At 62.0% G+C, this 23,281-nt stretch carries 17 protein-coding genes; 8 read left to right on the top strand and 9 right to left on the bottom strand.

What is annotated here, in order from left to right:
* Positions 1-644: 644 nt before the first annotated feature.
* The gene (locus ABK249_RS32705) at positions 645-2,585 is read left to right on the top strand and encodes a M23 family metallopeptidase (RefSeq protein ID WP_037157193.1); all 1,941 of its coding nucleotides are present in this window, start codon (positions 645-647) and stop codon (positions 2,583-2,585) included.
* Positions 2,586-2,591: 6 nt separating this feature from the next.
* On the opposite strand, the gene ABK249_RS32700 is transcribed toward ABK249_RS32705, so the two are convergent.
* Both ABK249_RS32700 and clpB read right to left on the bottom strand, forming a co-directional pair.
* Complete coding sequence (locus ABK249_RS32700) at positions 2,592-3,500, bottom strand: S66 peptidase family protein (protein ID WP_037157190.1); 909 nt, start codon at positions 3,498-3,500, stop codon at positions 2,592-2,594.
* 61 nt (positions 3,501-3,561) lie between these two features.
* Positions 3,562-6,162, bottom strand: coding sequence for an ATP-dependent chaperone ClpB (gene clpB / locus ABK249_RS32695; RefSeq protein ID WP_037157188.1), 2,601 nt, complete (start codon positions 6,160-6,162; stop codon positions 3,562-3,564).
* A 274-nt stretch (positions 6,163-6,436) separates the two neighbouring features.
* On the opposite strand from clpB, the gene ABK249_RS32690 reads away from it, so the two are divergent.
* Together ABK249_RS32690 and ABK249_RS32685 are read left to right on the top strand one after the other, a co-directional pair.
* Positions 6,437-6,607 carry a hypothetical protein gene (locus ABK249_RS32690; RefSeq protein ID WP_161784801.1) on the top strand — a complete coding sequence of 57 codons (171 nt, stop codon included), beginning with the start codon at positions 6,437-6,439 and terminating at the stop codon, positions 6,605-6,607.
* Between the two features lie 99 nt (positions 6,608-6,706).
* Positions 6,707-7,165, top strand: a complete 459-nt coding sequence (locus tag ABK249_RS32685) for a DUF1772 domain-containing protein (RefSeq protein ID WP_037157184.1) — start codon at positions 6,707-6,709, stop codon at positions 7,163-7,165.
* Positions 7,166-7,315: 150 nt separating this feature from the next.
* On the opposite strand, the gene ABK249_RS32680 is transcribed toward ABK249_RS32685, so the two are convergent.
* From ABK249_RS32680 to ABK249_RS32650, 7 genes are all read right to left on the bottom strand, one after another.
* Positions 7,316-8,101, bottom strand: coding sequence for a DUF4167 domain-containing protein (locus tag ABK249_RS32680; protein WP_081952984.1), 786 nt, complete (start codon positions 8,099-8,101; stop codon positions 7,316-7,318).
* Positions 8,102-8,403: 302 nt separating this feature from the next.
* On the bottom strand, positions 8,404-9,267 hold the full coding sequence (gene prmC, locus ABK249_RS32675; protein WP_227704229.1) for a peptide chain release factor N(5)-glutamine methyltransferase: 864 nt from the start codon (positions 9,265-9,267) through the stop codon (positions 8,404-8,406).
* Positions 9,264-10,346 carry a peptide chain release factor 1 gene (prfA, locus tag ABK249_RS32670; protein WP_037157179.1) on the bottom strand — a complete coding sequence of 361 codons (1,083 nt, stop codon included), beginning with the start codon at positions 10,344-10,346 and terminating at the stop codon, positions 9,264-9,266. Before prfA ends, prmC begins: the two co-directional genes overlap by 4 nt.
* Positions 10,347-10,621: 275 nt before the next feature.
* Complete coding sequence (gene ptsP, locus ABK249_RS32665; protein WP_037157364.1) at positions 10,622-12,889, bottom strand: phosphoenolpyruvate--protein phosphotransferase; 2,268 nt, start codon at positions 12,887-12,889, stop codon at positions 10,622-10,624.
* Positions 12,890-12,972: 83 nt separating this feature from the next.
* Positions 12,973-14,247 carry an aspartate kinase gene (locus tag ABK249_RS32660; RefSeq protein WP_037157177.1) on the bottom strand — a complete coding sequence of 425 codons (1,275 nt, stop codon included), beginning with the start codon at positions 14,245-14,247 and terminating at the stop codon, positions 12,973-12,975.
* Between the two features lie 228 nt (positions 14,248-14,475).
* Positions 14,476-15,267, bottom strand: a complete 792-nt coding sequence (locus ABK249_RS32655; RefSeq protein ID WP_052183104.1) for an SH3 domain-containing protein — start codon at positions 15,265-15,267, stop codon at positions 14,476-14,478.
* A 145-nt stretch (positions 15,268-15,412) separates the two neighbouring features.
* Positions 15,413-16,465, bottom strand: a complete 1,053-nt coding sequence (locus ABK249_RS32650) for a LacI family DNA-binding transcriptional regulator (RefSeq protein ID WP_037157175.1) — start codon at positions 16,463-16,465, stop codon at positions 15,413-15,415.
* A 149-nt stretch (positions 16,466-16,614) separates the two neighbouring features.
* Here ABK249_RS32650 and bglB point away from each other — a divergent pair, with 149 nt between their 5' ends.
* From bglB to ABK249_RS32625, 5 genes are all read left to right on the top strand, one after another.
* Positions 16,615-17,715: a beta-galactosidase BglB gene (gene bglB / locus ABK249_RS32645; protein WP_037157174.1), complete on the top strand. Its 1,101-nt coding sequence runs from the start codon at positions 16,615-16,617 to the stop codon at positions 17,713-17,715.
* Positions 17,712-18,548, top strand: coding sequence for a 5-dehydro-4-deoxy-D-glucuronate isomerase (gene kduI, locus ABK249_RS32640; RefSeq protein WP_081952982.1), 837 nt, complete (start codon positions 17,712-17,714; stop codon positions 18,546-18,548). The genes bglB and kduI overlap by 4 nt, the downstream gene beginning before the upstream one ends.
* 13 nt (positions 18,549-18,561) lie before the next feature.
* Entirely contained in the window at positions 18,562-21,063 is a 2,502-nt protein-coding gene (locus ABK249_RS32635; protein WP_348864854.1) for a hypothetical protein, read from the top strand.
* 48 nt (positions 21,064-21,111) lie between these two features.
* Positions 21,112-22,380, top strand: coding sequence for an ABC transporter substrate-binding protein (locus ABK249_RS32630; protein ID WP_227704231.1), 1,269 nt, complete (start codon positions 21,112-21,114; stop codon positions 22,378-22,380).
* A gap of 334 nt (positions 22,381-22,714) precedes the next feature.
* Positions 22,715-23,281: carbohydrate ABC transporter permease (locus tag ABK249_RS32625; RefSeq protein WP_348864852.1), on the top strand; the 567-nt coding region annotated here is incomplete at its 3' end.

Below are 23,281 nucleotides of genomic sequence, written 5' to 3'. Positions count from 1 at the left end.
TATCAAAACGTGACCGTCACTTTGTCTTCATCTGGACAGACCCTTCGATCCATCCGCGAGACGCCGCCGACCACGTTTCTCTTTCTTCCATTCTTCAATTGTCAAATAACCGACGCAAAAGCCTCACCTAAAGGCCAAAACGTCAAACCCCCAAGAGCCAAACCGTAACCCGGCCCACAATCAGCAGTCGCCAATGCTTAAGGATTTCTCCAGAACAAAGAACTTCGTCGCCAGCAGCGCCGCCGCCCTCGTCAGTGACACGGCTTATAGAAGCTCACCCAAGATGAAGTCAACACATCAATTCTGGAATTTCCAAGAAAAACGACATGCATTTGATTTACAACGATAATTTCCGCATTTCCTCGGAAAGCCAGCTTCCCTGGCGACCTCGGGACCCGTTTCGAGGCCGGAAAACACCGGGCTTCGGCACCGTGCCCCAAAACTGCCCCGACAAATTCACAATCTCATGGTTAGCAAAGCTTAGATGGGGATTCGAAGGGCGAATTCAAGGTTGCACGCGTTTGCAACCAGGCCGATTTGACTCTCCAGGCTGAAACGGGCACATGTTTGGCCCAAGGTTCCACGGGCAGATTGAACCCTGTCCGCGGTTACAACGAGTATCAGGGGAACTGGCTTAGACTGGCATGATGACGGCCCGCAGCACGATCCGCTCGCTCGGCAACGAACCGCCGATCCTCGCCGACGGCCGTCGCGCTCCCGATCGCCGTGAGATTTCCCTCCGTTGGCTTTCCGGCACCTTTCTGACCGGCATCACGTCCTCGATCCTGATGGGTGTCGCGCTGTTTGCGGCGTTGGATGGACGCCAGCAGCTCGCCATTCCGGCCGAAGCTTCCGCCTCCGTCCCGAACGATGATTCCGACACCGCGTCGCGCGGCAAGCGCCTGCTCGGCGGCAACATCGTCGCCATGCCGACGGACCGGAAGATCATGGAGGTTTCCACCGTCGTCAATGAAGGCAGCAAGGAAGTCGTCCGCCGCAGGCCTTTTGCGTATGTGAAGATGAACCTTGCCGCAAATCACGTGGCGCAGGAGGATTATCCGGCCTTCGACCCGCTGACGATTTTTTCGTCCAGCGAGGCGCTGCCGCCGCCGGCCGCACGTGCCGGCACCATCTACGGTTCCAACGTGGAGTCGGAAGTCAGCCTGCAGACGATCCCTTTCCCTAGCAGCGGCAGCACCTATGCCTACGCGCCGGCGATGACGCTGGAGGAAGTGGAGGAGAACGTCCGTTCCAACGGTTCGGTACTGACAGACGGCGATAGCCAGCTTTCGGCTCTCTACTACGTCGATCCTCAGCGCTTCTCATCCAAGGACGACAACAGCGACCTCGACATCACCGCCGGTCTCTCGGCGCGCATCGTCGAAGAGAATATCTCGGTTTCGGCGCCGGAGCCGATCACCTCGCACACGCGCGAATATGCCGATGACATCATCCCGATCCGCAAGGCGGAGACCGTCGCCCAGGCCATGATGGAAGTCGGCTATCCGGAGGGCAAGGCGCGGGAGATTTCCGGTTACCTTCAGTCACAGACCGGAGAAGCAGATCTTGGCCCTGGCGATGTGCTGCGCATCGGCGTGATCCAGGAAGGCGACATGGTTCTGGTCGTCCGCGCGAGCGTTTACCGTCGCAGTAAGCATCAGGTTACGGTTGCCATCGACGATCATGGCCGTTTCGTCGCCGGCGAGGAGCCGCCGATGCTGGATGCCGTCGCCTCCGCCTTCAGCGAACAGCCGCCACAGATCGCCACCAGCCGCGAACTGCCGCGCGTCTATGACGGTATCTATCGTGCCGCTCTCTCTTACGGCATGAGCAAGGAAATGACGGGGCTGCTTGTGAAACTGCTCGCAAGCAATGCCGACCTCCAGGCCCAGTTGAAGCCGTCGGACAACATCGAAGCGTTCTTCTCCGTCACAGATGAAAAGGGCCAGGCGGACAAGAATTCCGAATTGCTCTATGTGAGCGCTCACTTCGGCGACACGACGACCCGCTTCTATCGTTTTCAGAATGCCGACGACGGCTCGATCGACTATTTTGACGAAAACGGCAAGAGCATCCGGCAGTTCCTGCTGCGCAACCCGGTCCCGAACGGCCGCATGACGTCGGGCTTCGGCATGCGCGGCCACCCGATCCTTGGGCGAGCCCTTATGCATACCGGCACCGACTGGGCCGCGCCGCGCGGCACCCCGATCATCGCGACCGGCAACGGCGTCGTCGAAAAGGCCGGCTGGGATTCCGGCGGATACGGCAACCAGACGATCATCCGCCATGCCAACGGTTACGAATCCTCCTACAATCACCAGAGCGCGATCGCTTCGGGAGTTCGCGAAGGCGCAAAGATAACGCAGGGCCAGGTGATCGGTTATGTCGGCTCGACCGGCCAGTCCACCGGTTCCCACCTTCACTATGAGCTGATCGTCAACGGCACGAAGGTCGACCCGATGAAGGTGCGGCTACCGGGCGGCAGTTCGCTTAAGGACAAGGCACTCGCCCGTTTCGAGGAAGAGCGCAAGCGCATCGACGCATTGCTCGACATCCAGCCATCCGATGAACTCGCCAGCCGGTGAGTTCGCTCAATAATCGACAGTAAGCGTGCGGGCATCAGCGTCCAGGACCGCCATGCCGCCGATAGGAGTGGTCAGCGCTCCTTTACCGTGACCGAACGGAAGCCCCCCTAATACGGGAATGCCGAGCGCGCGGATATGTTCGTCGATGATGGCGATGATCGCCTCGCCCTTCTCGCGGTTCGACAGCGTGAATTGCCCGGCGGCTATGCCCGCGATTCCGTCCAGGGCTCCCGATTTCATCAGCAGGGTCAACATACGATCCGTAAGCCCGGGCATGCAATCCACGGCTTCGATCAGCAGGATCGCGCCGTCGAACGAAGGAAGTCCCCAGCCGATCATCGTCGCCAATGTCTCGAGATTGCCACCGATCAACCGACCCTGCGCCCGGCCTGACGTCGTCGTCTTCGCGCTGACTTCATCGTCGCGGGCCGTGAAAACGATCGTGCCTGCCTCCATCAGGAAGCGCATCAGGATATCGGTATTGGAGGGACCCTGCCCGCCGTCATCGCCATAAAGCGTGCCATGCAGACCGATGAGACCGCAGCGCCGCATCAGCATCATGTGGATGGCCGTGATATCGCTGAACCCCAGAAGGGGTTTCGGGTCGCGCCGGACCGCATCGAAATCGAGACTGCCTGCTATTCTGTATGAGCCACGGCCGCCACGTGTCGCAAAAACCGCCCTTACCTGCGGATCGGACAGGGCCTGATTGAGGTCGGATAGACGCTGCTCATGCGTGCCGGCATAAAGACCGTGCTCGGCAAAGGCATAGGTGCCGAAATCGACATCGAAGCCCATGCCCCTCAGGCGCTCTGCCCGCTTCAGGATGAGGTCGCGATCCGGCGTACTTGCCGGCGATACGAACCTGATCTTGTCGCCCGGTTTGATTTTCGATGGAAAAAGCGGCTCGGACATGTCGCATCCCCCTATCCCCAAATGAAAAAGGCCGCCCCGAAGAGCGGCCTTGGGAAAGCGGTTACGCCGCCTCGCTGACTTCCCGCTTGACGCGGAAGAGCAGCCGGTCGGATCCGGAGCTGACCGCGACGGTCGAGCCGTCCGGGACTGAGCCGCCCAGGATCTGCTCGGCGAGCGGATCCTGCACGTATTTCTGGATCACCCGCTTCAGCGGCCGGGCGCCATACACAGGATCATAACCCTTGTCGGCCAGCCATTCGCGGGCATCCTCGCCGAGCTCGATCGTGATCTTGCGTTCCGCCAGAAGCGCGACAAGCCGCTTCATCTGGATGTCGACGATCGCCCCCATCTCGCTGCGGGCCAGGCGATGGAACAGGATGATCTCGTCGACGCGGTTCAGGAATTCCGGACGGAACGAGGCCTTGACCACATCCATCACCTGGTCGCGGACGCTGTCCACATCCTCGCCCTCGCGCAGATTGGTAAGGTATTCCGCGCCGAGGTTCGAGGTCATGATGATGATCGTGTTCTTGAAGTCGACCGTGCGGCCCTGCCCGTCCGTCAGACGCCCGTCGTCAAGCACCTGCAGGAGGACGTTGAACACGTCCGGATGCGCCTTCTCGATCTCGTCGAACAGCACCACCTGATAGGGTTTGCGGCGGACAGCCTCCGTCAGCGCGCCCCCTTCGTCATAGCCGACATAACCGGGAGGCGCACCGATCAGCCGGGCGACCGAGTGCTTCTCCATGTATTCCGACATGTCCATGCGGATCATCGCCGTCTCGTCGTCGAACAGGAAGCGGGCGAGTGACTTCGTCAGCTCTGTCTTACCGACACCGGTTGGGCCCAGGAAGATGAACGAGCCGATCGGCCGGTTCGGGTCCTGCAGGCCGGCGCGCGAACGGCGAACCGCACGCGAGACCGCCTGCACGGCATCGCCCTGGCCGACGACGGACTTCGCCAGTTCGTCTTCCATCCTGAGCAGCTTCTCGCGCTCGCCTTCCAGCATCTTGTCGACCGGAATGCCCGTCCAGCGGGAAACCACATGGGCGATTGCATCCGGGGTGACGACTTCCTGCACCATGGCATTGGTCGAGCCGTCCTTGGCTTCGGCGTCCACGAGACGCTTTTCCAGATCGGGGATCACGCCATAGGTCAGCTCGCCCGCGCGCTGGTATTCACCCTTGCGCTGGGCAGTCGCCAGTTCGTTGCGGGCCTCGTCGAGCTGCTTCTTGAGGTCGGCAGCAAGACCGAGCTTCTGCTTTTCCGCCTGCCAGCGGGCCGTCAGCGCATCCGCCTGCTCCTCGAGCGAGGTGACTTCGCTTTCGAGACGCGACAACCGGTCGGCCGAAGCGCTGTCGGTTTCCTTCTTCAGAGCCTCGCGCTCGATCTTCAGCTGCATGATGCGCCGATCGAGTTCGTCGAGCTCTTCGGGCTTCGAATCCACCTGCATGCGAAGTCGCGAAGCGGCTTCGTCCATCAGGTCGATCGCCTTGTCCGGCAGGAATCTGTCGGTAATGTAGCGGTTGGAAAGCGTCGCAGCCGCCACCAGGGCCGAATCCGAGATGCGGACCTTGTGATGCTGTTCGTATTTCTCCTTGAGACCACGCAGGATCGAGATCGTGTCCTCGACCGTCGGCTCGTCGACCATGACCGGCTGGAAGCGGCGGGCAAGTGCGGCGTCCTTTTCCACATGCTTGCGGTATTCGTCGAGCGTGGTCGCCCCGACGCAATGCAGCTCACCGCGGGCAAGTGCCGGCTTCAAAAGGTTGGAGGCATCCATCGCGCCTTCGGACTTGCCGGCGCCGACCAGCGTGTGCATCTCGTCGATGAACAGGATGATCTCGCCGTTTTCCGATTGGACTTCGTTCAGCACGCTCTTCAGGCGTTCCTCGAATTCGCCGCGATATTTCGCGCCGGCGATGAGCGCGCCCATGTCGAGCGCCATCAGCTTCTTGTCCTTGAGGCTCTCGGGAACGTCGCCGTTGACGATCCTGAGCGCAAGGCCTTCCGCGATCGCCGTCTTGCCGACGCCGGGCTCGCCGATCAGCACAGGATTATTCTTGGTGCGGCGGGAAAGGACCTGGATCGTGCGGCGGATCTCGTCGTCGCGGCCGATCACCGGATCGAGCTTGCCGTCGCGGGCCTCCGCGGTGAGATCGCGCGCATATTTCTTCAGCGCCTCGAAGCCCTGTTCCGCATTGGCGCTATCGGCTGTGCGGCCCTTGCGGATATCATTGATGACCTGGTTGAGACCCTGCGCGGTAACGCCTGCCTTCTTCAAGGTCGCGGACGTCGAAGCCGAGCTCTCGATGGCAAGCGCGAGCAGCAGGCGTTCGACGGTGACGAAACTGTCGCCGGCTTTCTTGGCGGCGTCTTCGGCCGTTGCAAAAACCTTGGCAAGGGGCTGGGAAAGATAGATTTCACCGCCGCCGCCGGAAACTTTCGGAAGCTTTGCAAGCGCGGCATCATTGGCGATGCGGGCTTCCTTGGCGCTGCCGCCGGCGCGCTCGATGAGCGAAGACGCCATGCCCTGGTCATCGTCGAGCAGGACCTTCAGCACGTGCTCGGGCGCGAACTGCTGATTACCGGCAGCAAGCGCCTGCGTCTGCGCCGACTGCAGGAAGCCGCGGACTCGCTCGGAATATTTTTCGATGTTCATTCTCTGACCTCCAGTGATCGACCTGCCCTACTTTAAGGCACAAGCCGATGATTGAGATTGAGCTCCCTCAAAGGCAAGCCCGGCCGGCGGCAACCGGCTTCGGATTGAGATATGGTAAGCGATTTTGCGGATTTAAAGGACCTGCCGGGAGCTTTTGATCCAGCCTGAAGGCACGCCTGGAATGGCCGGCGGCAGGTCCGGGCCGAAATGGAAAGCCACCTCGGAACGATCCGGCATTCCTGCCATTGATCCAGAGCAGCAGAAGGAGGCATTGATGGCGAGCAAGCTCGTGTGGGGAATACTTGGCGGTACGGTGCTCGGAGCGGCGTTCGGTCAAATCGGCGGAAACACCGGCATTGGAATCGCAATATGCATCGCGGTCGGCGCTGTTGCAGCCGGAGTTTGGCACTATCTTGAGACACGGCAAGGGCATCGCAACCTTTAGCCCGTTTCTCGGGTGGAAGTTTCCCTTCGCAGTCTCACCCCTGTGGGAACGGACCGCCCCTGAATAGCGTGGACTTCTGGCCAGAAGGAGGGAAGATCGATGGCGATCAGGATCGTCCAGTTTCTCGCGATTATCATTTCCGCACTGGCACTTATTCCGTCGGGCGCGCATTTGGCCGCCTTGCCGAACAAGATCGCGCTGGCTCAAGCCGAATATTTTTCCATCCAGGGCATCTACTACGGGTGGGCGTTTCTCGGAACGCTTTGGCCGGCTGCCATGATTGCAAATGGAGTGCTGGCCTTCATGGTCCGCTCGCAGCAGCGGCCATTCTGGTTTGCGCTACTTGCCGCACTTTGTTTCGTGGCCATGCTGGCAATTTTCCTTCTTTGGACATTGCCGGCCAATCAGGCGACCGAGAACTGGACAACAGCGCCGGAAAATTGGCAGGTGCTGAGGCAGCAGTGGGAGTATTCCCATGCGGTCAATGCGTTGATCGTGTTCGTAGCCCTCTGCCTCTCGTCCCTCTCGGTGGTTTCGTGGCGGCCGGGCGCTTCATAGGACGTACGATAGCCACTTCGGCCGGCGGTGAACCTGGCCGCTGAACATGGCAAGCACTCCGTCCCCTCGCCTGACTGAGCCCTCCAAAACGCAAAAAACTCCGGCTTGCGGCCGGAGTTTTTCGATAATGCGCAATTCTGCAGCCGAAGCTTACTCGCCGGCAGCTTCTGCAAGTGCCGGCTGGGTGTCGTCGTTGGCGGTTTCACCATCCTCGGCGCTCTTGCGCGGCTGGCGACGCGGACGGCTCGCTGCCCGGCGGCGCGGAGCCCGTTCCGCCGGGGCTGCGGCATCTACCTGTTCGGCCTGTTCGACCACGACTTCCGCTGGAGTGCCTTCGATGACGGGTTGCGGACCGGAACCGTCAACGACGGTCGGCTGCTGCTCGGCCACGGCGGGCTGCTGCTCCCGGCGTTCCTGCCGATCCTGCCGGCGATCGCGGCGCTGGTCGCGGTCGCGCCGGTTCTCGCGCGGCTGCTGGTCCTGGGCCTGGTCGCGCTGTTCGCGGCGCGGCTGCTGTTGCTGCGGTGCCGGAGCTTCGTCGACGACCGGCTGCTGGCCGAAACCGAGTTCATCCGTATCGCCGGCTTCCAGATCATCCTGATCCAGCATGCTGCCGTCACGGTCCTGATCGCCGCGATCGTCGCGATGAAAGCGATCCTGCATCTGCGCCTGAGCGGCGGCTATGATGCGGTTATAATGTTCTGCGTGCTGCAGGTAGTTCTCGGCCATGACCCGGTCGCCGGCGCTCTGCGCATCGCGGGCAAGCGCTGAATATTTCTCAGCGATATGCTGGGCGGTGCCGCGGATTTTCACGTCCGGGCCGGAACTGTCATAGCTCCTGCTGAGAGGATTGCCGCCCTTGTTACGGTTGAAGTTGCCGCCGCCATTGTTACTGCCGCGCCCTCGACCGCGTTTGTTCTGCTGTCCTGGCCTCATCTATCGTTCACCAATTCTCTGTCTTCGCTGATAAGGGGCCACGCGGCCATACCGGACCATGCCGGAACAAGACTTCGCGTGCCGCGCACAGGGCGAACAAAGCGTCCTGCCGCTTGTGAAAGTTAAATTAACTGAATCACGCACCGGGAATTGCTCAACCTTCGCAACTCTTCGAAAAGAGCAGGATCAAGGGTTGACCTATAACCCGAACGAATCGCTGTTCATTCCCAGCCGTCCCAGTGCGTAGCTCGCAAGCTATCCCGCTTCCTTCGGAAATCCAAGCCTTTTCTTCACTATGCAAATCAGGCCTCTTTCACGGTGAATACGAGAACACGATCATTGTCACCGTAGTCACATTTTGCCTGCGCCAGCTTGAAGCCGGCCGAGCGAAAAATCGCGGCCACGGTTTCCTTCTGATCGAACCCGATTTCGACGCCGATAACGCCGTCCTTTTCGAGAAAATTCCCAGCATCCGCGGCGATCGCGCGATAGGCAGCGAGCCCGTCCGGCCCTCCGTCCAACGCCGCCGAAGGATCGAAATCCCTTACTTCCGGTTCCAGTACGGGGATAACATCACTCCGTATATAGGGCGGATTTGACACGATTATGTCGAAACGCCCGGAAATGTTCTCGAACCAGTCGCTTCGGATTGCCTCAAATCTCTCCGACAATCCCAGTCGCGCTGCGTTTTCAGCCGCTGTTTTCAACGCATCTTCCGAAATATCGCTGCCGATTCCTTGCGTCTCCGGACTTTCCTTCAACAACGCCAGAATGATCGCGCCTGTGCCGGTGCCGAGATCCAGGAGGCGTGCCGCGCCCTTGGCTGCGACAATCTGCCTCAGATAGGGAAGCACCGAATCCACCAGGATTTCGGTGTCCGGGCGTGGCTCCAGCGTTTCTTTCGAAATCAGCAGATCCACCCCGTGGAATTCCCGTGAACCTAATATGCGATGCACGGGCTCCCGTTTCAAGCGCCGTTCGACAGCATTTGATATCCGGGCGAGTTCATCCTCCGTCAGCACCCGGTCGCCGCCGGTGAAGACTTCTGTGCTCGTGAGCTTGAGCAGGCCGCCGATGAGAAGCCTTGCCTCGATCGCCGCATCCGGCAGGCCGGCTTCCGAAAACCGGTTTCTCGCCTCCGTGACCGCCGCGGACAGCGTCGTCATCCCTGTTGTTCCCCGATCTGTGCGAGCTGGCCGGCCTGGTAATCGGCGATCAGCGCATCGACCACCTCGTCGATCTCGCCCTCCATCATCCGGTCGAGCTTGTAGAGCGTCAGGTTGATGCGGTGGTCCGTCACCCGGCCCTGCGGAAAATTATAGGTGCGGATACGCTCCGAACGGTCGCCGGACCCCACCTGGCTCTTGCGGTCGGCGGAGCGTTCGCTGTCGGCCTTTTGCCGCTCCATGTCATAAAGCCGGGAACGCAGTACCTGCATCGCCTTGGCGCGGTTCTGGTGCTGCGATTTTTCCGAGCTGGTGACGACGATGCCCGTCGGCAGATGCGTGATGCGCACCGCCGAATCCGTTGTGTTGACGTGCTGGCCGCCGGCGCCCGAAGAGCGCATCGTGTCGATACGGATATCTTCCGGACGGATTTCGACATCGATATCCTCCGCCTCCGGCAGAACCGCCACCGTCGCCGCGGACGTGTGGATGCGGCCGCTTGCCTCGGTGTCGGGCACACGCTGCACCCGGTGCACGCCGGATTCGAACTTCAGCTTGGAAAACACGCCGCGGCCGGTGATCGTCGCGATGATTTCCTTGTAGCCGCCGGCCTCGCCTTCACTTGCCGAAAGCACCTCCACCTTCCAGCCATGCGTACTGGCATAGCGCTCGTACATGCGGAAGAGGTCGCCGGCGAAAAGCGCCGCCTCGTTGCCGCCGGTGCCGGCACGGATTTCCAGAATGGCGCTCTTCTCGTCCGCCGCATCCTTTGGCAGGAGCAGGATCTGCATGTCCTTTTCAAGCGCCTCGATCCGCTCTTCGGCCTCCGGCAGCTCCGCTTCCGCCAGCTCGCGCATCTCCCGGTCCGTCGCCTTGTCGGCCAGCATGGTTCGAAGATCGGCAACTTCCGCGACCGTCTTTTCATATTCGCGGATCTTGCGCACGACCGGCTGCAGTTCGGAATATTCCGACGCCAGCTTCACATAGACATCGGCAGCCGGACCTTCCGACATGCGCGCCTCGATCTCGCCGAAACGGCGCTCCAGTTCGCGCATCTTTTCAACAGGAAGCTTCGCCACCCTTTGAACTCCATTTTTTCATTCTGCTTGCTAGAGCATCAACACCAAAAGTGAAAGCCGGTTTCCATGTCGTTTCCCCTCACTTGCGATTTCTAACACTTAGCTAAAGCTAAGATGTTGAAATCGCTTTCTCTCCCATGAGGGGAGAGATACCGATGCCGCAAACTCGGCGCCCTACCTCTCCCTTGGTGGGAGAGGTAGAAAAATCAGCATCTTAGCTGAAAGCTAAGTGCTGGATTTTTCAGGTGACGGGGAAGGCCGCCCATGAAACCATTTCAAACCGGAATATTGTGAGCCTCGGCGAACCGGACAAGCAGTTCGCGGATAGGCTCCGACGATCTGGTGTCATCGAGCGCAGCGTTCAGCTCGGCCGCCAACTGATCTGCGTCGAGTGCCAGAAGCATGGCCTTGACAGGACCGATCGAGGTCGCCGCCATCGAGACAGAACGGTAACCGAGCCCGACCAGTGCCATGGCCGAAAGCGGCTTGCCCGCCATTTCGCCACACAGCGTCACAGACGTCTGGTTGCGCTCACCGGCCCGCGCAATATCGCGAAGGATGCGCAAGAACGGCTTTCCAAGCAGATCGAACCGATCGGAAACCCTTGCATTGCCGCGGTCGGCCGCCATCGCGAACTGAAAGAGGTCGTTCGATCCGACCGAAACGAAATCCACTTCCGCCATCAGTTCGTCGAGCTGCCACATCAGCGCCGGCACTTCGAGCATGGCGCCGAACTGCAGCTTTCGCGGCAGGCTATAGCCGAATTTCGAAAGGTGCTGCACTTCCTTCTGCAGCAGGTCGCGCACCGCATGAAGCTCCGAGACTTCGGTCACCATCGGCACCATCATCCTGAGCTCGCCGCCGGTGGAAGCCCTGAGGAGCGCACGAAGCTGGGTGCGCAAAAGCCCGGGCCGGTCCAGGGCAAGGCGGATCGCCCGCCAGCCGAGCGCCGGGTTTTCCTCTTCATGGCTGCGAAAATAGGAAACGACCTTGTCGCCGCCGATATCGAGCGTGCGGAAGGTAACGGGACGCCCGCCAGCCTGCCGCATCACGTTGCGATAGAAGTTTTCCTGCTCTTCCAGCTTCGGCATGGTGGAAGCGATCATGAACTGCAGCTCGGTGCGGAAGAGGCCGATGCCGTCCGCCCCCGATTCCGCCAGCTGCGGCAGATCGACCATCAGGCCGGCATTCATCTGCAGACTGATGCGCTTGCCGTCCTTTGTGAACGGTTCGACCGACCGCAGCGCCCGGAACTGCTCCTGCCGGCGGGCTCTCAGCCGTACCTTTTCCTCGTACGCCTTCTGCAGGTCCGACATCGGCCTGAGATGAATCTGGCCGTCGTCACCGTCGATGATGATCGGATCACCGTTTTCGGCAAGCGCCACGACGCCCGCCGCCTGCCCCACGACCGGAATGCCCATGGCGCGCGCCACGATCACCACATGGCTTGTGACCGCCCCGTCTTCGAGCACGAGGCCGCGCATCCGCTCGCGCGGGTAGTCCAGAAGCTCCGCCGCCCCCATGGCCCGCGCCAGGATGATCGCGTCGACCGGAAAGCCTTCTTCGGTGAGACGACCGGAAAAGCCAGTCAGTTGCCTGAGCAACCGGTTGGCGAGATCGTCGAAATCGTGCATCCGCTCGCGCAGATAGGGATCGGTGAGGCGCATCATCCGCGCCTTGGTATCGCTCTGCACCTTCTCGACGGCCGCTTCCGCCGTCAGTCCGTTGTGGATCGCCTCTTCCATGCGGCGGACCCAGCCCTGGTCATGGGCGAACATGCGATAGGTTTCGAGCACCTCGCGATGCTCGCCCTCCTGCGACACTTCACGGCGCGACAGCATGTCGTCGATCGAGATGCGCAGCGAACCGAGCGCCTCGGCCAAGCGCTGGATTTCCTTGTCCGCGTCCTCGTTCAAGAGGTTGGTCACGACGATGCGCGGCTCATGCAGCACCACGTGGCCAAGCCCGATGCCTTCGTTGTAGCCGTCGGCTTCGATCGTCACGGCGCGGGTGAGGTCGAGTTCGAGCCCCGGTCGGGTGATCTTTTTCAGTTCTCCCGTCGCGATCATCTCGGCAATCACCATGGCGGTGGTTTCCATCGCTTCGACTTCGTCTTCGCGATAGTTTCGGCTTGCCTTGTTCTGGACGACGAGAACGCCCAAAGTGCGACCGGCGCGCAGGATCGGCACGCCGAGGAAGGAATGGTAGATCTCCTCGCCCGTTTCCGGCAGATATCGGAAGGCGGGATGCGACTGGGCATCGGAGAGGTTGAGCGGTTGGGCGGAGGCGGCGATGGTGCCGACCAGGCCCTGGCCCATCTTCAATTGCGAAAGGTGGACGGCCTCCTTCTTCAGGCCTTCGGTCGCGTAGAGTTCGAGCACGCCGTCGGAGCGGAGCACATAGACCGAGCAGACCTCGGCGACCATGTTGCTGGCGATCTGCCGGACGATGCGGTCAAGGCGCTCCTGTGGATCGAGCGGCTCCGCCATCAATTCGCGCAGCCGCTTCAGAAGAACGCGCGGACCCGCCGACAGGTCTCTCATCGGCATCAGTGCTCCCGAACCCAGTCATTAAATCCGGAAGACGGCGCGCCGAACTCTGGCCGGCGCGCCGAACCGGCTCACCATCAACTCTTATCGAGACCGTAGGCGGAATGCAAAGTCCGAACTGCGAGTTCGGAATAAGCACCGTCGATCAGGATGGAAATCTTGATTTCGGAGGTCGTAATGGCCTTGATGTTGATGCCTTTTTCGGCAAGTGCCTTGAAAGCGAGCGCGGCCACGCCCGCATGACTGCGCATGCCGATGCCGATGACCGACACCTTGGCGAGACCTGATTCGCTCTGGGCGACGTCGAAGCCGATCGTTGCCTTGTTTTCATCGAGCACCTTCAGCGCCTTCTGCACGTCTCCGGAAGGTACCGTGAAGGTCATGTCCGTCTTGGAACCGTCTTCCGACGTGTTCTGCACGATCATGTCGACATTGATATGCGCTTCGGCGAGCGGACCGAAGATCGCGGCCGAGACACCCGGCCGGTCGGCGAGCCGCCGGAGCGAAATCTGCGCTTCATCCTTGGCATAGGCGATGCCGGTGACGACTTCCTGTTCCACGATTTCTTCCTCGTCGCAAATCAAAGTGCCGGGCGGGTTCAGAAGGTCGCCCATGCCCGGCGCATCGGGATCCTCGAAACTGGAGCGCACGAAGGTGCGGACCTTGAACACCATGGCGAGCTCGACCGAACGCACCTGCAGGACCTTCGAGCCGAGGGAGGCCATTTCCAGCATTTCCTCGAAGGAGACCTTCTTCATGCGGCGCGCCTTCGGCTCGATGCGCGGGTCCGTCGTGTAGACGCCGTCAACATCCGTATAGATGTCGCAGCGGTCGGCCTTGACGGCGGCCGCGATCGCAACCGCGCTCGTGTCGGAACCGCCGCGGCCGAGCGTGGCGATCCGGTTGTCAGGCCCGAGTCCCTGGAAACCGGCGACGACGGCGACCTGCCCCTCGCCCATCCGCTTGATGATCTCGGAACCGTCGATCTCCAGGATGCGCGCCGCGCCATGGGCATTGTCGGTGCGGATCGGGATCTGCCAGCCCTGCCAGGAGCGGGCGTTGATGCCCATGGACTGCAGCGCGATCGCCAGCAGTCCGGACGTCACCTGCTCGCCGGAGGCGACAACCGCGTCATATTCGCGGGCGTCGTAGAAGGGCGAGTTGGCGCCGGTCACTTTCGGCGCGTCCTGCACCCAGCCGACCAGCTCGTTTGTCTTGCCGGACATGGCCGAGACGACGACCGCCACCTCGTGGCCGGCCTCGACCTCCCGTTTCACATGGCGCGCGACGTTGTGAATGCGTTCGAGATTGGCGACGGAGGTGCCGCCGAACTTCATGACGATGCGAGCCATACGACCAAAACCACTGTCTCACCCGGGCCTTCGAGCGCCAGGGCGTCTGCTTTCGAACCACGTTAAATCCCGCCTTCCATGACAGGATTGTCAAGTTGGGCGGTCTATTATCGAAAAGGGGGGAAAGGCGCAATGGGCAGGATATATATGGCCGTCAGTCGGAACGGCCGCCCGCAAATGAAAACCGCGCGGCCATCGGTCACGCGGTTTTGATAGAATGACGGATCGTCAAGGCCTCAATTGGCAGCCGATACCGGATTGGTCGCACTTGCTGTTGGAACGCTCTCGTCTGTCACGATCGCGGCTGGAGTCGCGCTCAAAGCGTTGTCTGTCGCCATCACGCGAAACACGCTCGCTCTCTCTTTCCCGCACTCGCTCGACCTGCTCGCGGTTTCGTTCCTGCTCGCGTTCAATACGGGCCCGTTCTCTATCGCGATCGCGGTCCCTATCGCGCCACTCTTCGCGCGCTCTGTCGCGATCCCAACTGGGCGGACGGATATCGCTCCTTTCCCGCTCCCAGCGGGGCGGCCTTGGCGGCGAAGGCGGATCCCAACGGTCGCGGTCGCGTTCCCAACGCGGCGGCGGGGGCGGAGGCGGATTGCGGCTCGGCTCCCACGTATAGCGACGCCAGCGGTCGCGGTCGCGGTAGAAGTCGCGGTCGCGATAATAGCGGCCCCAATAGGTGTTGATGTCGAAGGTGATGATCGGAATGCCGAGCGGGCGATAATATTGCGGCCCGACATAGACCCGGTCGGATCGGTAGCTGGCCTGCACATAATTGCCCGACACCCAGCCGCGTCCGCCATAGAACGAGACGTCGCACCAGTTGACGCTGTTCATGCAGCCGTTGATGGTGACGGGCGTGCCGACCGGGATGACGGTAACAGCGGGATAGCCGGTGCTCGGCCCCGACCGCATATTGACATTGGCCGTCGCGAAACCACGCACGGCCGCTTCCGCCAGCGACGGCGCCACGAACAGAGCGCAAAAGGCCGCAACGGACATCAGAATCTTCTTCACGGGGGCTTCCTCCTGAGAAACCGTAGTTGTCCGAACTGACATTATCGATCTGCCGTGCGATTGCTTTGCGGCTTATCAATGTTCGAGACGCGCCCATTGTTCCAGTACACCTCTGAACGGCGCATGAATGTCCCGTTGGCTGGCGTTAAGGCTTCCTCGCGGGTCCTGTAGATTGCCGTTCGGCAATATGGCAGGCGAGTTCTATCCGCCGCGTCGGCGTGGCGAAGCCGGACATGGCGTCGCGGAGCAGGTCGAGCGCCACCGCGCCGAGCTCGCGCATCGGGATATGCATCGTCGTCAGCGGCGGATTGAGGAAGGCCGCCTGCGGCAGGTCGTCCATGCCCATGACGGAGACATCTCCCGGAACGGTGTGGCCCATCTGCTGCACGCCCATCATCGCGCCGACGGCTAGACTGTCACCTGCTGCCAGTACCGCCGTGAAATCGAGACCCTTCCTGCGCAACCTCTCGCCGATCGCCTGGGCCGCCAGCTCCGGCAGCCAGTCGTCCACCGGCAGGACCAGATCGGCCGGACACGGCAGGCCATGGTGGAGAAACGCGTCCTGCCATCCTTCGCGCCGCCGGTCGATGGTGCTTCGCCCGGGACGCATGAGGAAGAGGATGCGCTGATGGCCGAGCCGGATCAGATAATCCGCCGCAAGCCGCGCCGCCGAGCGATTGCAGGGCGTCACGCTCGAAAGCCGCATGTAGGGATCGTCGCCGTTGATGAGGACAACCGGCTTGCCAAAACCGCGGGTGGCGGCCAGCATGCCTTCGTCGTCGACGGTCAGGAACAAAAGCCCTGCCACATCCGGGTCGGCGCGCGCCTCTTCCAGCACGAGCTTCTCTTCCGCCTCGTCGGCGACGGCGCGCGTGACGATTTCGAGCCCGAGCGCCTGCGCCCGGTCCCTCAAGCCTTCGAGCACGTAGAGCGTGAACTGGTTGCGCACGTAGTCGATCATGGCGGCACTCGAAGCGGCGAGCACCACCTTCTTGCCGGCAACGGGTGTCGGCACGGTGTAGTTGATGTCCTTCGCCGCCTCCAGGATGCGCTGGCGGATATCGGCGCGCACCCCCTTCTCGCCGGCGAGCGCCCGCGAGACGGTGCTCAGCGAAACACCGACCTTTTCCGCGATGTCTTCCAGCCGAACCCGACGGCTCTTCTTGCCGCGTTTGCCCGGAGTGATTGAGGTTGCCATGCCATCCTCCCCGTAAATTGGACACCAGACTGCAAAAAATTTTCATATTGCGCAATCAATTTTCAGATGTTTTCATGAGGCTACCGTTCGGGAGAGACGGATCGACAATGCTGCGCCCACATGGCTGCAGCGAAGGGAGGAGTTGCATAATGGGCCTTTCAGCCCGGGATATCCGTGAAAAGCTTGACCGCCTGGTGGCCGGTATGACCGGCCTTCGCCACGATGGCCGCTTCCACGAACCCAATCTCGACGGCACCGCCGGCGACTATATCTCCTTCGATAGCTGGGAATGGCCGCAGGGCGTCGGCCTCTATGGCCTGATCCGCCTCTGGCTGTTCACCGGCCGCGACGATTTGAAGGCCCTCATCGAAAATTGGTATGCGGCCCGCATAGAAGCCGGCCTCCCCTCGCTCAACGTCAACACCACCGCTCCTATGCTGGGCTTGTCCGTGCTCTGGCGGGAGACGCGTGATCCGCGCTGGCAGCCGGTTCTCGATGCCTGGGCGACCCACGTCATGGCCGGAATGGGCCGCACCGAGGAAGGCGCCTTCGAGCACCACGTTTCCGACAAGGTCAACGACGGCGAACTCTGGGACGACACGCTTTATATGGTCGCCCTCTTCCTCGCCTCCTACGGCCAGGCGAGCGGCCGCACCGAACTGGTCGACGAAGCCGCGAGGCAGTTCCTCGTCCACACCCGCTATCTCGCCGACAAGAAGACCGGGCTCTGGTTCCACGGCTGGACGTTCCGGGGCCGGCACAATTTCGCCGAGGCCCGCTGGGCCCGCGGCAATGCCTGGATCACCGCCGGCATGCTGGATCTCTTCGACCTCGCGGAAATGCCGAACCCGGTGAAGGACTACCTCCTTGGCGTGCTGGTGGCACAGGTGAACGCGCTGCTGCCGCTGCAGACCGCCTCTGGCGCCTGGCGCACCCTCATCGACGATCCCTCCTCCTACGAGGAGATCTCCGCCACCGCCGGCTTCGGTTACGGCCTGCTGAAGGGTTATCGCCTCGGCCTCGGCACGCACGAATGGCGCGCCGCCGGCCTCAAGGCCGTCGAGGCAGTGCTCGCCAATATCGATGACACCGGCACCGTGCTGAATGTCTCCTACGGCACGCGCATGGGCCACGACCTGCAATTCTATCGGGACATTCCGATCCAGCCGACCGGCTACGGACAGGCGCTTTCCATTCTCTGCCTGTCCGAAGCGCTTCGGCACGTGGACGCGGGAGAAAAAACGGCATGACGATGAAAGTGCTTTACGGGGCAGGCCCCGACGACATCAAGACCTATGACACGGCCAGGCTGCGCGCCGAGTTCCTGATGGAAGACCTGTTCCAGGCCGACAGGGTGAGCTTCACCTATACCCATGTCGATCGCCTGATCCTCGGCGGAGCCGTCCCGGTTTCCACCACGCTGACTTTCGGCTCGGGCGAGGAGATCGGCACCCCCTTCCTGCTTTCCGCCCGCGAGATGGGCATCGCCAACCTCGGCGGCGCCGGAACCATCACCGTCGACGGTAAGAGCTTTACGCTGGAAAACCGCGACGTGCTTTATGTCGGCCGCGGCGCGCAGGAAATCTCGGCCGCCAGCGCATCTGCTGAAAAGCCCGCCCGCTTCTACATGAATTCCGTGCCGGCCGGCGCCGATATCCCGCATCGCCTCATCAAGCGGGCGGAATCGAAGCCGCTCACGTTCGGCGAGGCCAGGCGTGCCAACCTGCGGAATCTTCGGATGTACATCCATCCGGAAGTGGCGCCATCCTGCCTGCTTCTGCTTGGCATCACCGATCTCGCCGAAGGCAGCATCTGGAACACCATGCCGCCGCACCTGCATGAGCGCCGCATGGAAGCCTATTGCTATTTCGACCTGCCCGACGAAGAGCGGGTCATCCACTTGATGGGCCGCCCGGAAGAGACGCGCCATCTCGTCGTGAAGAACCTCGACGCCGTGCTCTCGCCAGCCTGGTCGATCCATATGGGCGCTGGCACGGCGCAATACGCCTTCGTCTGGGGCATGACCGGCGAAAACCAGGAATATAACGACGTGGCCCCCGTGGCCCTCAGCGAACTGAAATAAGTGCGGACCTGACATGAACCCTGAAGCAAACTGGATGCGGAAGACCTTGAAGCCGGGCGAAGCGGTCCGGTACTGGCAGCTCGGCCGCACGGCGCAGGAACGGTTCGACGTGCCGGACGCGCCGATGAAAGGCGAAATGGACCCGTTCTTCTTCCTGACCAAGGTGAAGAACTTCATCCCGCACGAATATCCCTGCCGCACCATCTTTGCCGAGACCTATCGGGGAAAAAGGCCCGACGTGCGCGGCGAGTTCGAGGCCGCCCGCTGGTGGCTGCCCTTCGGTTCGCCGCGTCTCGATCTTTCCGGCTTCTGGTTCCGCCCGACGCGGCTCGCCACCTTTACCCGCACCTATATCGAAGCCGAGGCCGCCGGCACTGCAAAAATCCGCCTCGGCACCTGCGGCGGCGCAGTCCTCTGGCTGAATGGCACCGAGATCGGCTGGATGGCGCCCTATAGCCGTAACCTCGAAGCCAAGCAGGAATTCGACCTTCCGCTGACCGCGGGCCTCAATGAAATCGTCCTCTTCTTCGACGATCTCGCCGAGCGCGATGCGCGCTATTTCTACCAGTTCGACTATCTCTCCGGACCGACCGTCAATGTCGCCATCCCCGTCCCGGTCGTGGGCCACGTCGCCGAAAGCCTCGAAACGGCGCTCGACGGCATGCATCTCGACCGCCAGCATTATTTCGGCGGCGATATCACCGTTCTCTTCGCCGAGCCGCTGCCGATCGAGGTCGAAGTCAACGTCGCGATCGAAGGCGACTTCATGTCGCGCGAGCGCTTCGATTTCGATTTCACGCTGCCGGCCGGTGCCAAAAGCCTCAACATCGGCGCATCCGAGAAGGCGCCTGCCGATTTCCGCCACCTGCGTGTGACGTTGAATGCCGGCGGCTTCATCGCTTCCCGCTCGGTCGGCGTCGAAATCTGCCATGCCGCCCGCCAGGGTGAGGCCCCCGCCTCCCTGTCTGATCGCATCGCCGAAACGCTGGATGAAGTCTCCGAATATTCCGAGCGCGATACCGTCCGCGCCTTCGCCCGTCTCGCCAGCGGCCGCGCCGGCGCCGACACGGATGCGATGATCGAGGAAATCCTGCCAACGATCGAGGATTGCCACGACTGCGCCGATTTCTCGCTCGTGCCGCTTATCTGGTCGCGCACCGTATGGGGCAAGGATATCAACGAGAAGACCCGTGCCCGCATCGACGGCGCCATCCTCAATTACCGCTACTGGATGGACGAGCCGGGCAACGACGTTCAGTGGTATTTTTCGGAAAACCACGCACTTCTCTTCCATACGTCGGCTTATCTCGCCGGCAATCTCCTCCCGGAAGCCACCTTCGTCCGTTCCGGCCGTAGAGGCTCGGAGCAGGCGAAGGTCGGCGCCGAGCGCGTCCGCGCCTGGCTCGACCATTTCGAAAAGTGGGAAATGGCGGAGTTCAACTCCGCCCCCTATTTCCCGATCGACCTCAAGGGCCTGACGGCGCTTGCCGCTCTCTCGCCGGACAGGGATATCGCCGACCGCGCCAAGGCCGGCATCGTCCGCCTCTGCGAAATCATCGCGCGCTCTGCCCATCACGGCATGGTCACGGCGGCGCAAGGGCGCTCCTATGAACACACGCTCTGCGCCGGCCGCTCGCTGGAGCTTTCCGCCGTCGCCCGCCTGCTCTGGGGCAAGGGTTTTTACGGCCGCCGCGTCCATTGCCTGCCGCAGATGGCGGTGTGCCTGCGCGACCATGGTCTCGAAATCCCCGCCGCCTTTGCGGCCATCGCCGATCATCGCGACGCAAGACATCAGGAATGGCGCTTCGCCCAGGGCGAGAACTCCTTCGCCGCGCTTTATCATTATAAGAGCGAACACTTCGCCATGGGCTCCACCGTCCATTACCGCTGGGACGAATGGGGCTACCAGGAAACCGTCCTGCATCTGCGCCTCGGCGAAAAGCCGGAAGCGGCGATCTGGATCAACCATCCGGGCGAAACCATCCAGTTCGGATACGGCCGCCCGTCCTATTGGGGCGGCTGCGGCACCATCCCGCGCGTCCAGCAATATCGCGGCCTCGCGATCCTCGAATTCACCACCTACGAGGAACAGCCGGATTTCACCCATGCCTGGTTCCCGAAGGCGGAATTCGACGAAACCCGCGTATCCGGCAGCCTGGCGCTCGCCCGCTCCGGCAATGGCGCCGTTCTTCTCAGCGCCGGCTCCGACCTCGTCCCCGTCACCGAAGGCCCGTCGGCCGGCGCGGAACTGCGGCAATACGGCCGGAAAACCCGCTGGATCGTCCGCGTCTGCGAGGCCGGCGATCTGGCCTCCGTCGAAAGCCGCTTCGGCGGCCTTGCCGCAAGGCAGGAAGCCGGCGGCGCATTCCTTGTTGAAGACCCCGAATATGGTACCGTCCGCTTCAAGGCCGACGGCGCGATAGAAGCGGAAGGCCGCGTGATCACGCGCGCCGATTATACCGTGAAGGGCGAGGCGAAAATGCTGGTCCCGCCTCATCGGCGCATGCAGGTTTAAAAAGCAAGGACGGGAGGAGGCCCCGTCCATAAAGAGGAGGAAATGAACATGAAAATGAAATCCATCCTGGCAGGCGCAGCGCTTGCCCTCATGAGCACGACGGCGGCCTTCGCCGGCGACGTGCGCATTATGTGGTATTCGGACGGCGTCGAAGGCGAGGTCATGAAGGACCTCGTCGGCCGCTTCATGAAGGAAAATCCGGGCATCAACGTCATCCTCGATAACGTCGCCTACAGCGTCATCAAGGAACAGCTCCCCGTCCAGCTCGAAGCCGGCAACGGCCCGGATATCGCTCGCGTCACCGCGATCAAGGACCTCTCCAGGCATTGGCTCGACCTGCGCCCGCTGGTCAAGGATGCCAAGTATTGGGACGACAATTTCGGCGCCCAGGCGGACTGGATGCGTCCCGACGGCTCCAACCAGATCTCCGGCTTCATGACGCAGATCACGCTGACCGGCGGCTTCGCCAACAAGACGCTGTTCGAACAGGCCGGCGTCGAAATTCCGGGGCCGAAAGCCACCTGGGATGACTGGGCCGCTGCGGCCAAGAAAGTCAAGGAGAGCCAGCAGATCCCGTTCGCCATGGCGATCGACCGCTCCGGCCACCGCATCACCGCCCCGATGCTCTCCTACGGCGCGAACTACATCGGCACGGACGGCAAGCCCGCCCCGCTGGATCAGGGCGCCAGGGATTTCCTCACCAAGTTCGTCAACTGGACAGGCGAAGGCACGTTCGCCAAGGACGTCTGGGTCTCGGCCGCCGGCTCCACCTATCGCGCTGCTGCCGACGATTTCATCAACGGTCAGCTCGCCTTCTATTATTCCGGTTCCTGGCAGGTAGCGAACCTCGCGACCAAGATCGGCAACAACTTCGATTGGGTCGCGGTCGGCAGCCCCTGCGGTTCGGCAGCCTGCACCGGCATGCCCGGCGGCGCGGCCCTCGTCGCGGTCAAATACACCAAGAACCCGAAAGACGTCGCGACCGTCATGGACTGGTTTGCCCGAGAAGACATCGTCAAGGAATTCTCCGAGCGCACCCTCTTCCTGCCCGGCCACAAGGGCGTGGTGGACAAGGGCGGTCTCGACTTCAAGACCGACAATGCCCAAGCCAAGGCTGCTTTGACCAAGTTTGTCGAAGCGACCAAGACGACGTCGGAAACCGCTCTGAAACTGCCCGGCTGGCGCTGGTCCGACACGGTCTATGCCGCCGTCGTCACCCGCATCGGCCAGACGCTCGCCGGCGAACTGAAGCTCGACGACGCCTTCACGCGCATCGACGCCGATATCGCCCAGAAGGTCAAGGACGCTGGTCAGTGATGACAGGCCGGCCAAATTGCTCCGCCCGCACCGCGGGGCATCTCGGCCTTCTCTTCATGGGAAGGACGGTTGTGGTTGAAGGTACGAAGCGGCCCGGCAAGCTCCCTCTGATCTCCCCCCTTGAGGGGGAGATGTCATCGAAGATGACAGAGGGGGGTGGCTCCCGCGCAGCAGAATCGACGGTAAGCGAAGTGTCGAAACGATACCTCCCTCTGCCCTGCCCGGCATCTCCCCCTCGAGGGGGGAGATCGGCCGGCCGCGCCGTCCCTTTTCCACACACACCGATCCTGTCAGGTAGAAACTGGAATCAAGCCCCGGGAAGGAGTTCGATCCAATGAGCACAGCTTCTTCACCTTCCCGCCTCTCCGCTCTCCTCATGACGCCCGTCAACTTCGTCATGCGCCTCATCGAGGTACCTTTGCGCGGTCTGCAGAAATCGACCGGCATCGGCGGCATGGCGGCTTTCTTCCTGGCGCCGAACATGCTGATCTTCGGCATCTTCGTGCTGCTGCCGCTCGTCATCAACTTCGTCTATTCGATGACCGGCGGCACTGCCTTCTTCCTCGCCGAGCGCAATTTCGTCGGCGCCGATCAGTACGCGCGCCTCTTCACCTGCGCCGACTATCTCGACCCGATGTCCTGTCAGGAGGATGCCTTCTGGACGGCCGTCGGCAACACGTTCTGGTTCGTGATCCTGCAGGTCGCTCTGATGATCCTGACGGCGCTCATCACGGCGCTGATCCTCAATCGCGATCTTGCTGCCCGCTCCTTCTGGCGTGCCGTCTTCTTCTTCCCCGTCCTGTTATCGCCCGTCGTCGTCGGGCTGATCTGGAAATGGATCCTGCAGCGCCAGGGCCTGTTGAACTTCATCCTCTTCCAGTTCGGCGACACCGAGCCCTAT

It is taken from the genome of Neorhizobium phenanthreniclasticum, from assembly GCF_040066075.1.
GTDB classification, from domain to species: domain Bacteria; phylum Pseudomonadota; class Alphaproteobacteria; order Rhizobiales; family Rhizobiaceae; genus Neorhizobium; species Neorhizobium petrolearium.
The sequence above is the reverse complement of the archived record's forward strand: the minus strand, read 5'-3'. Positions and strand labels throughout refer to the sequence as shown.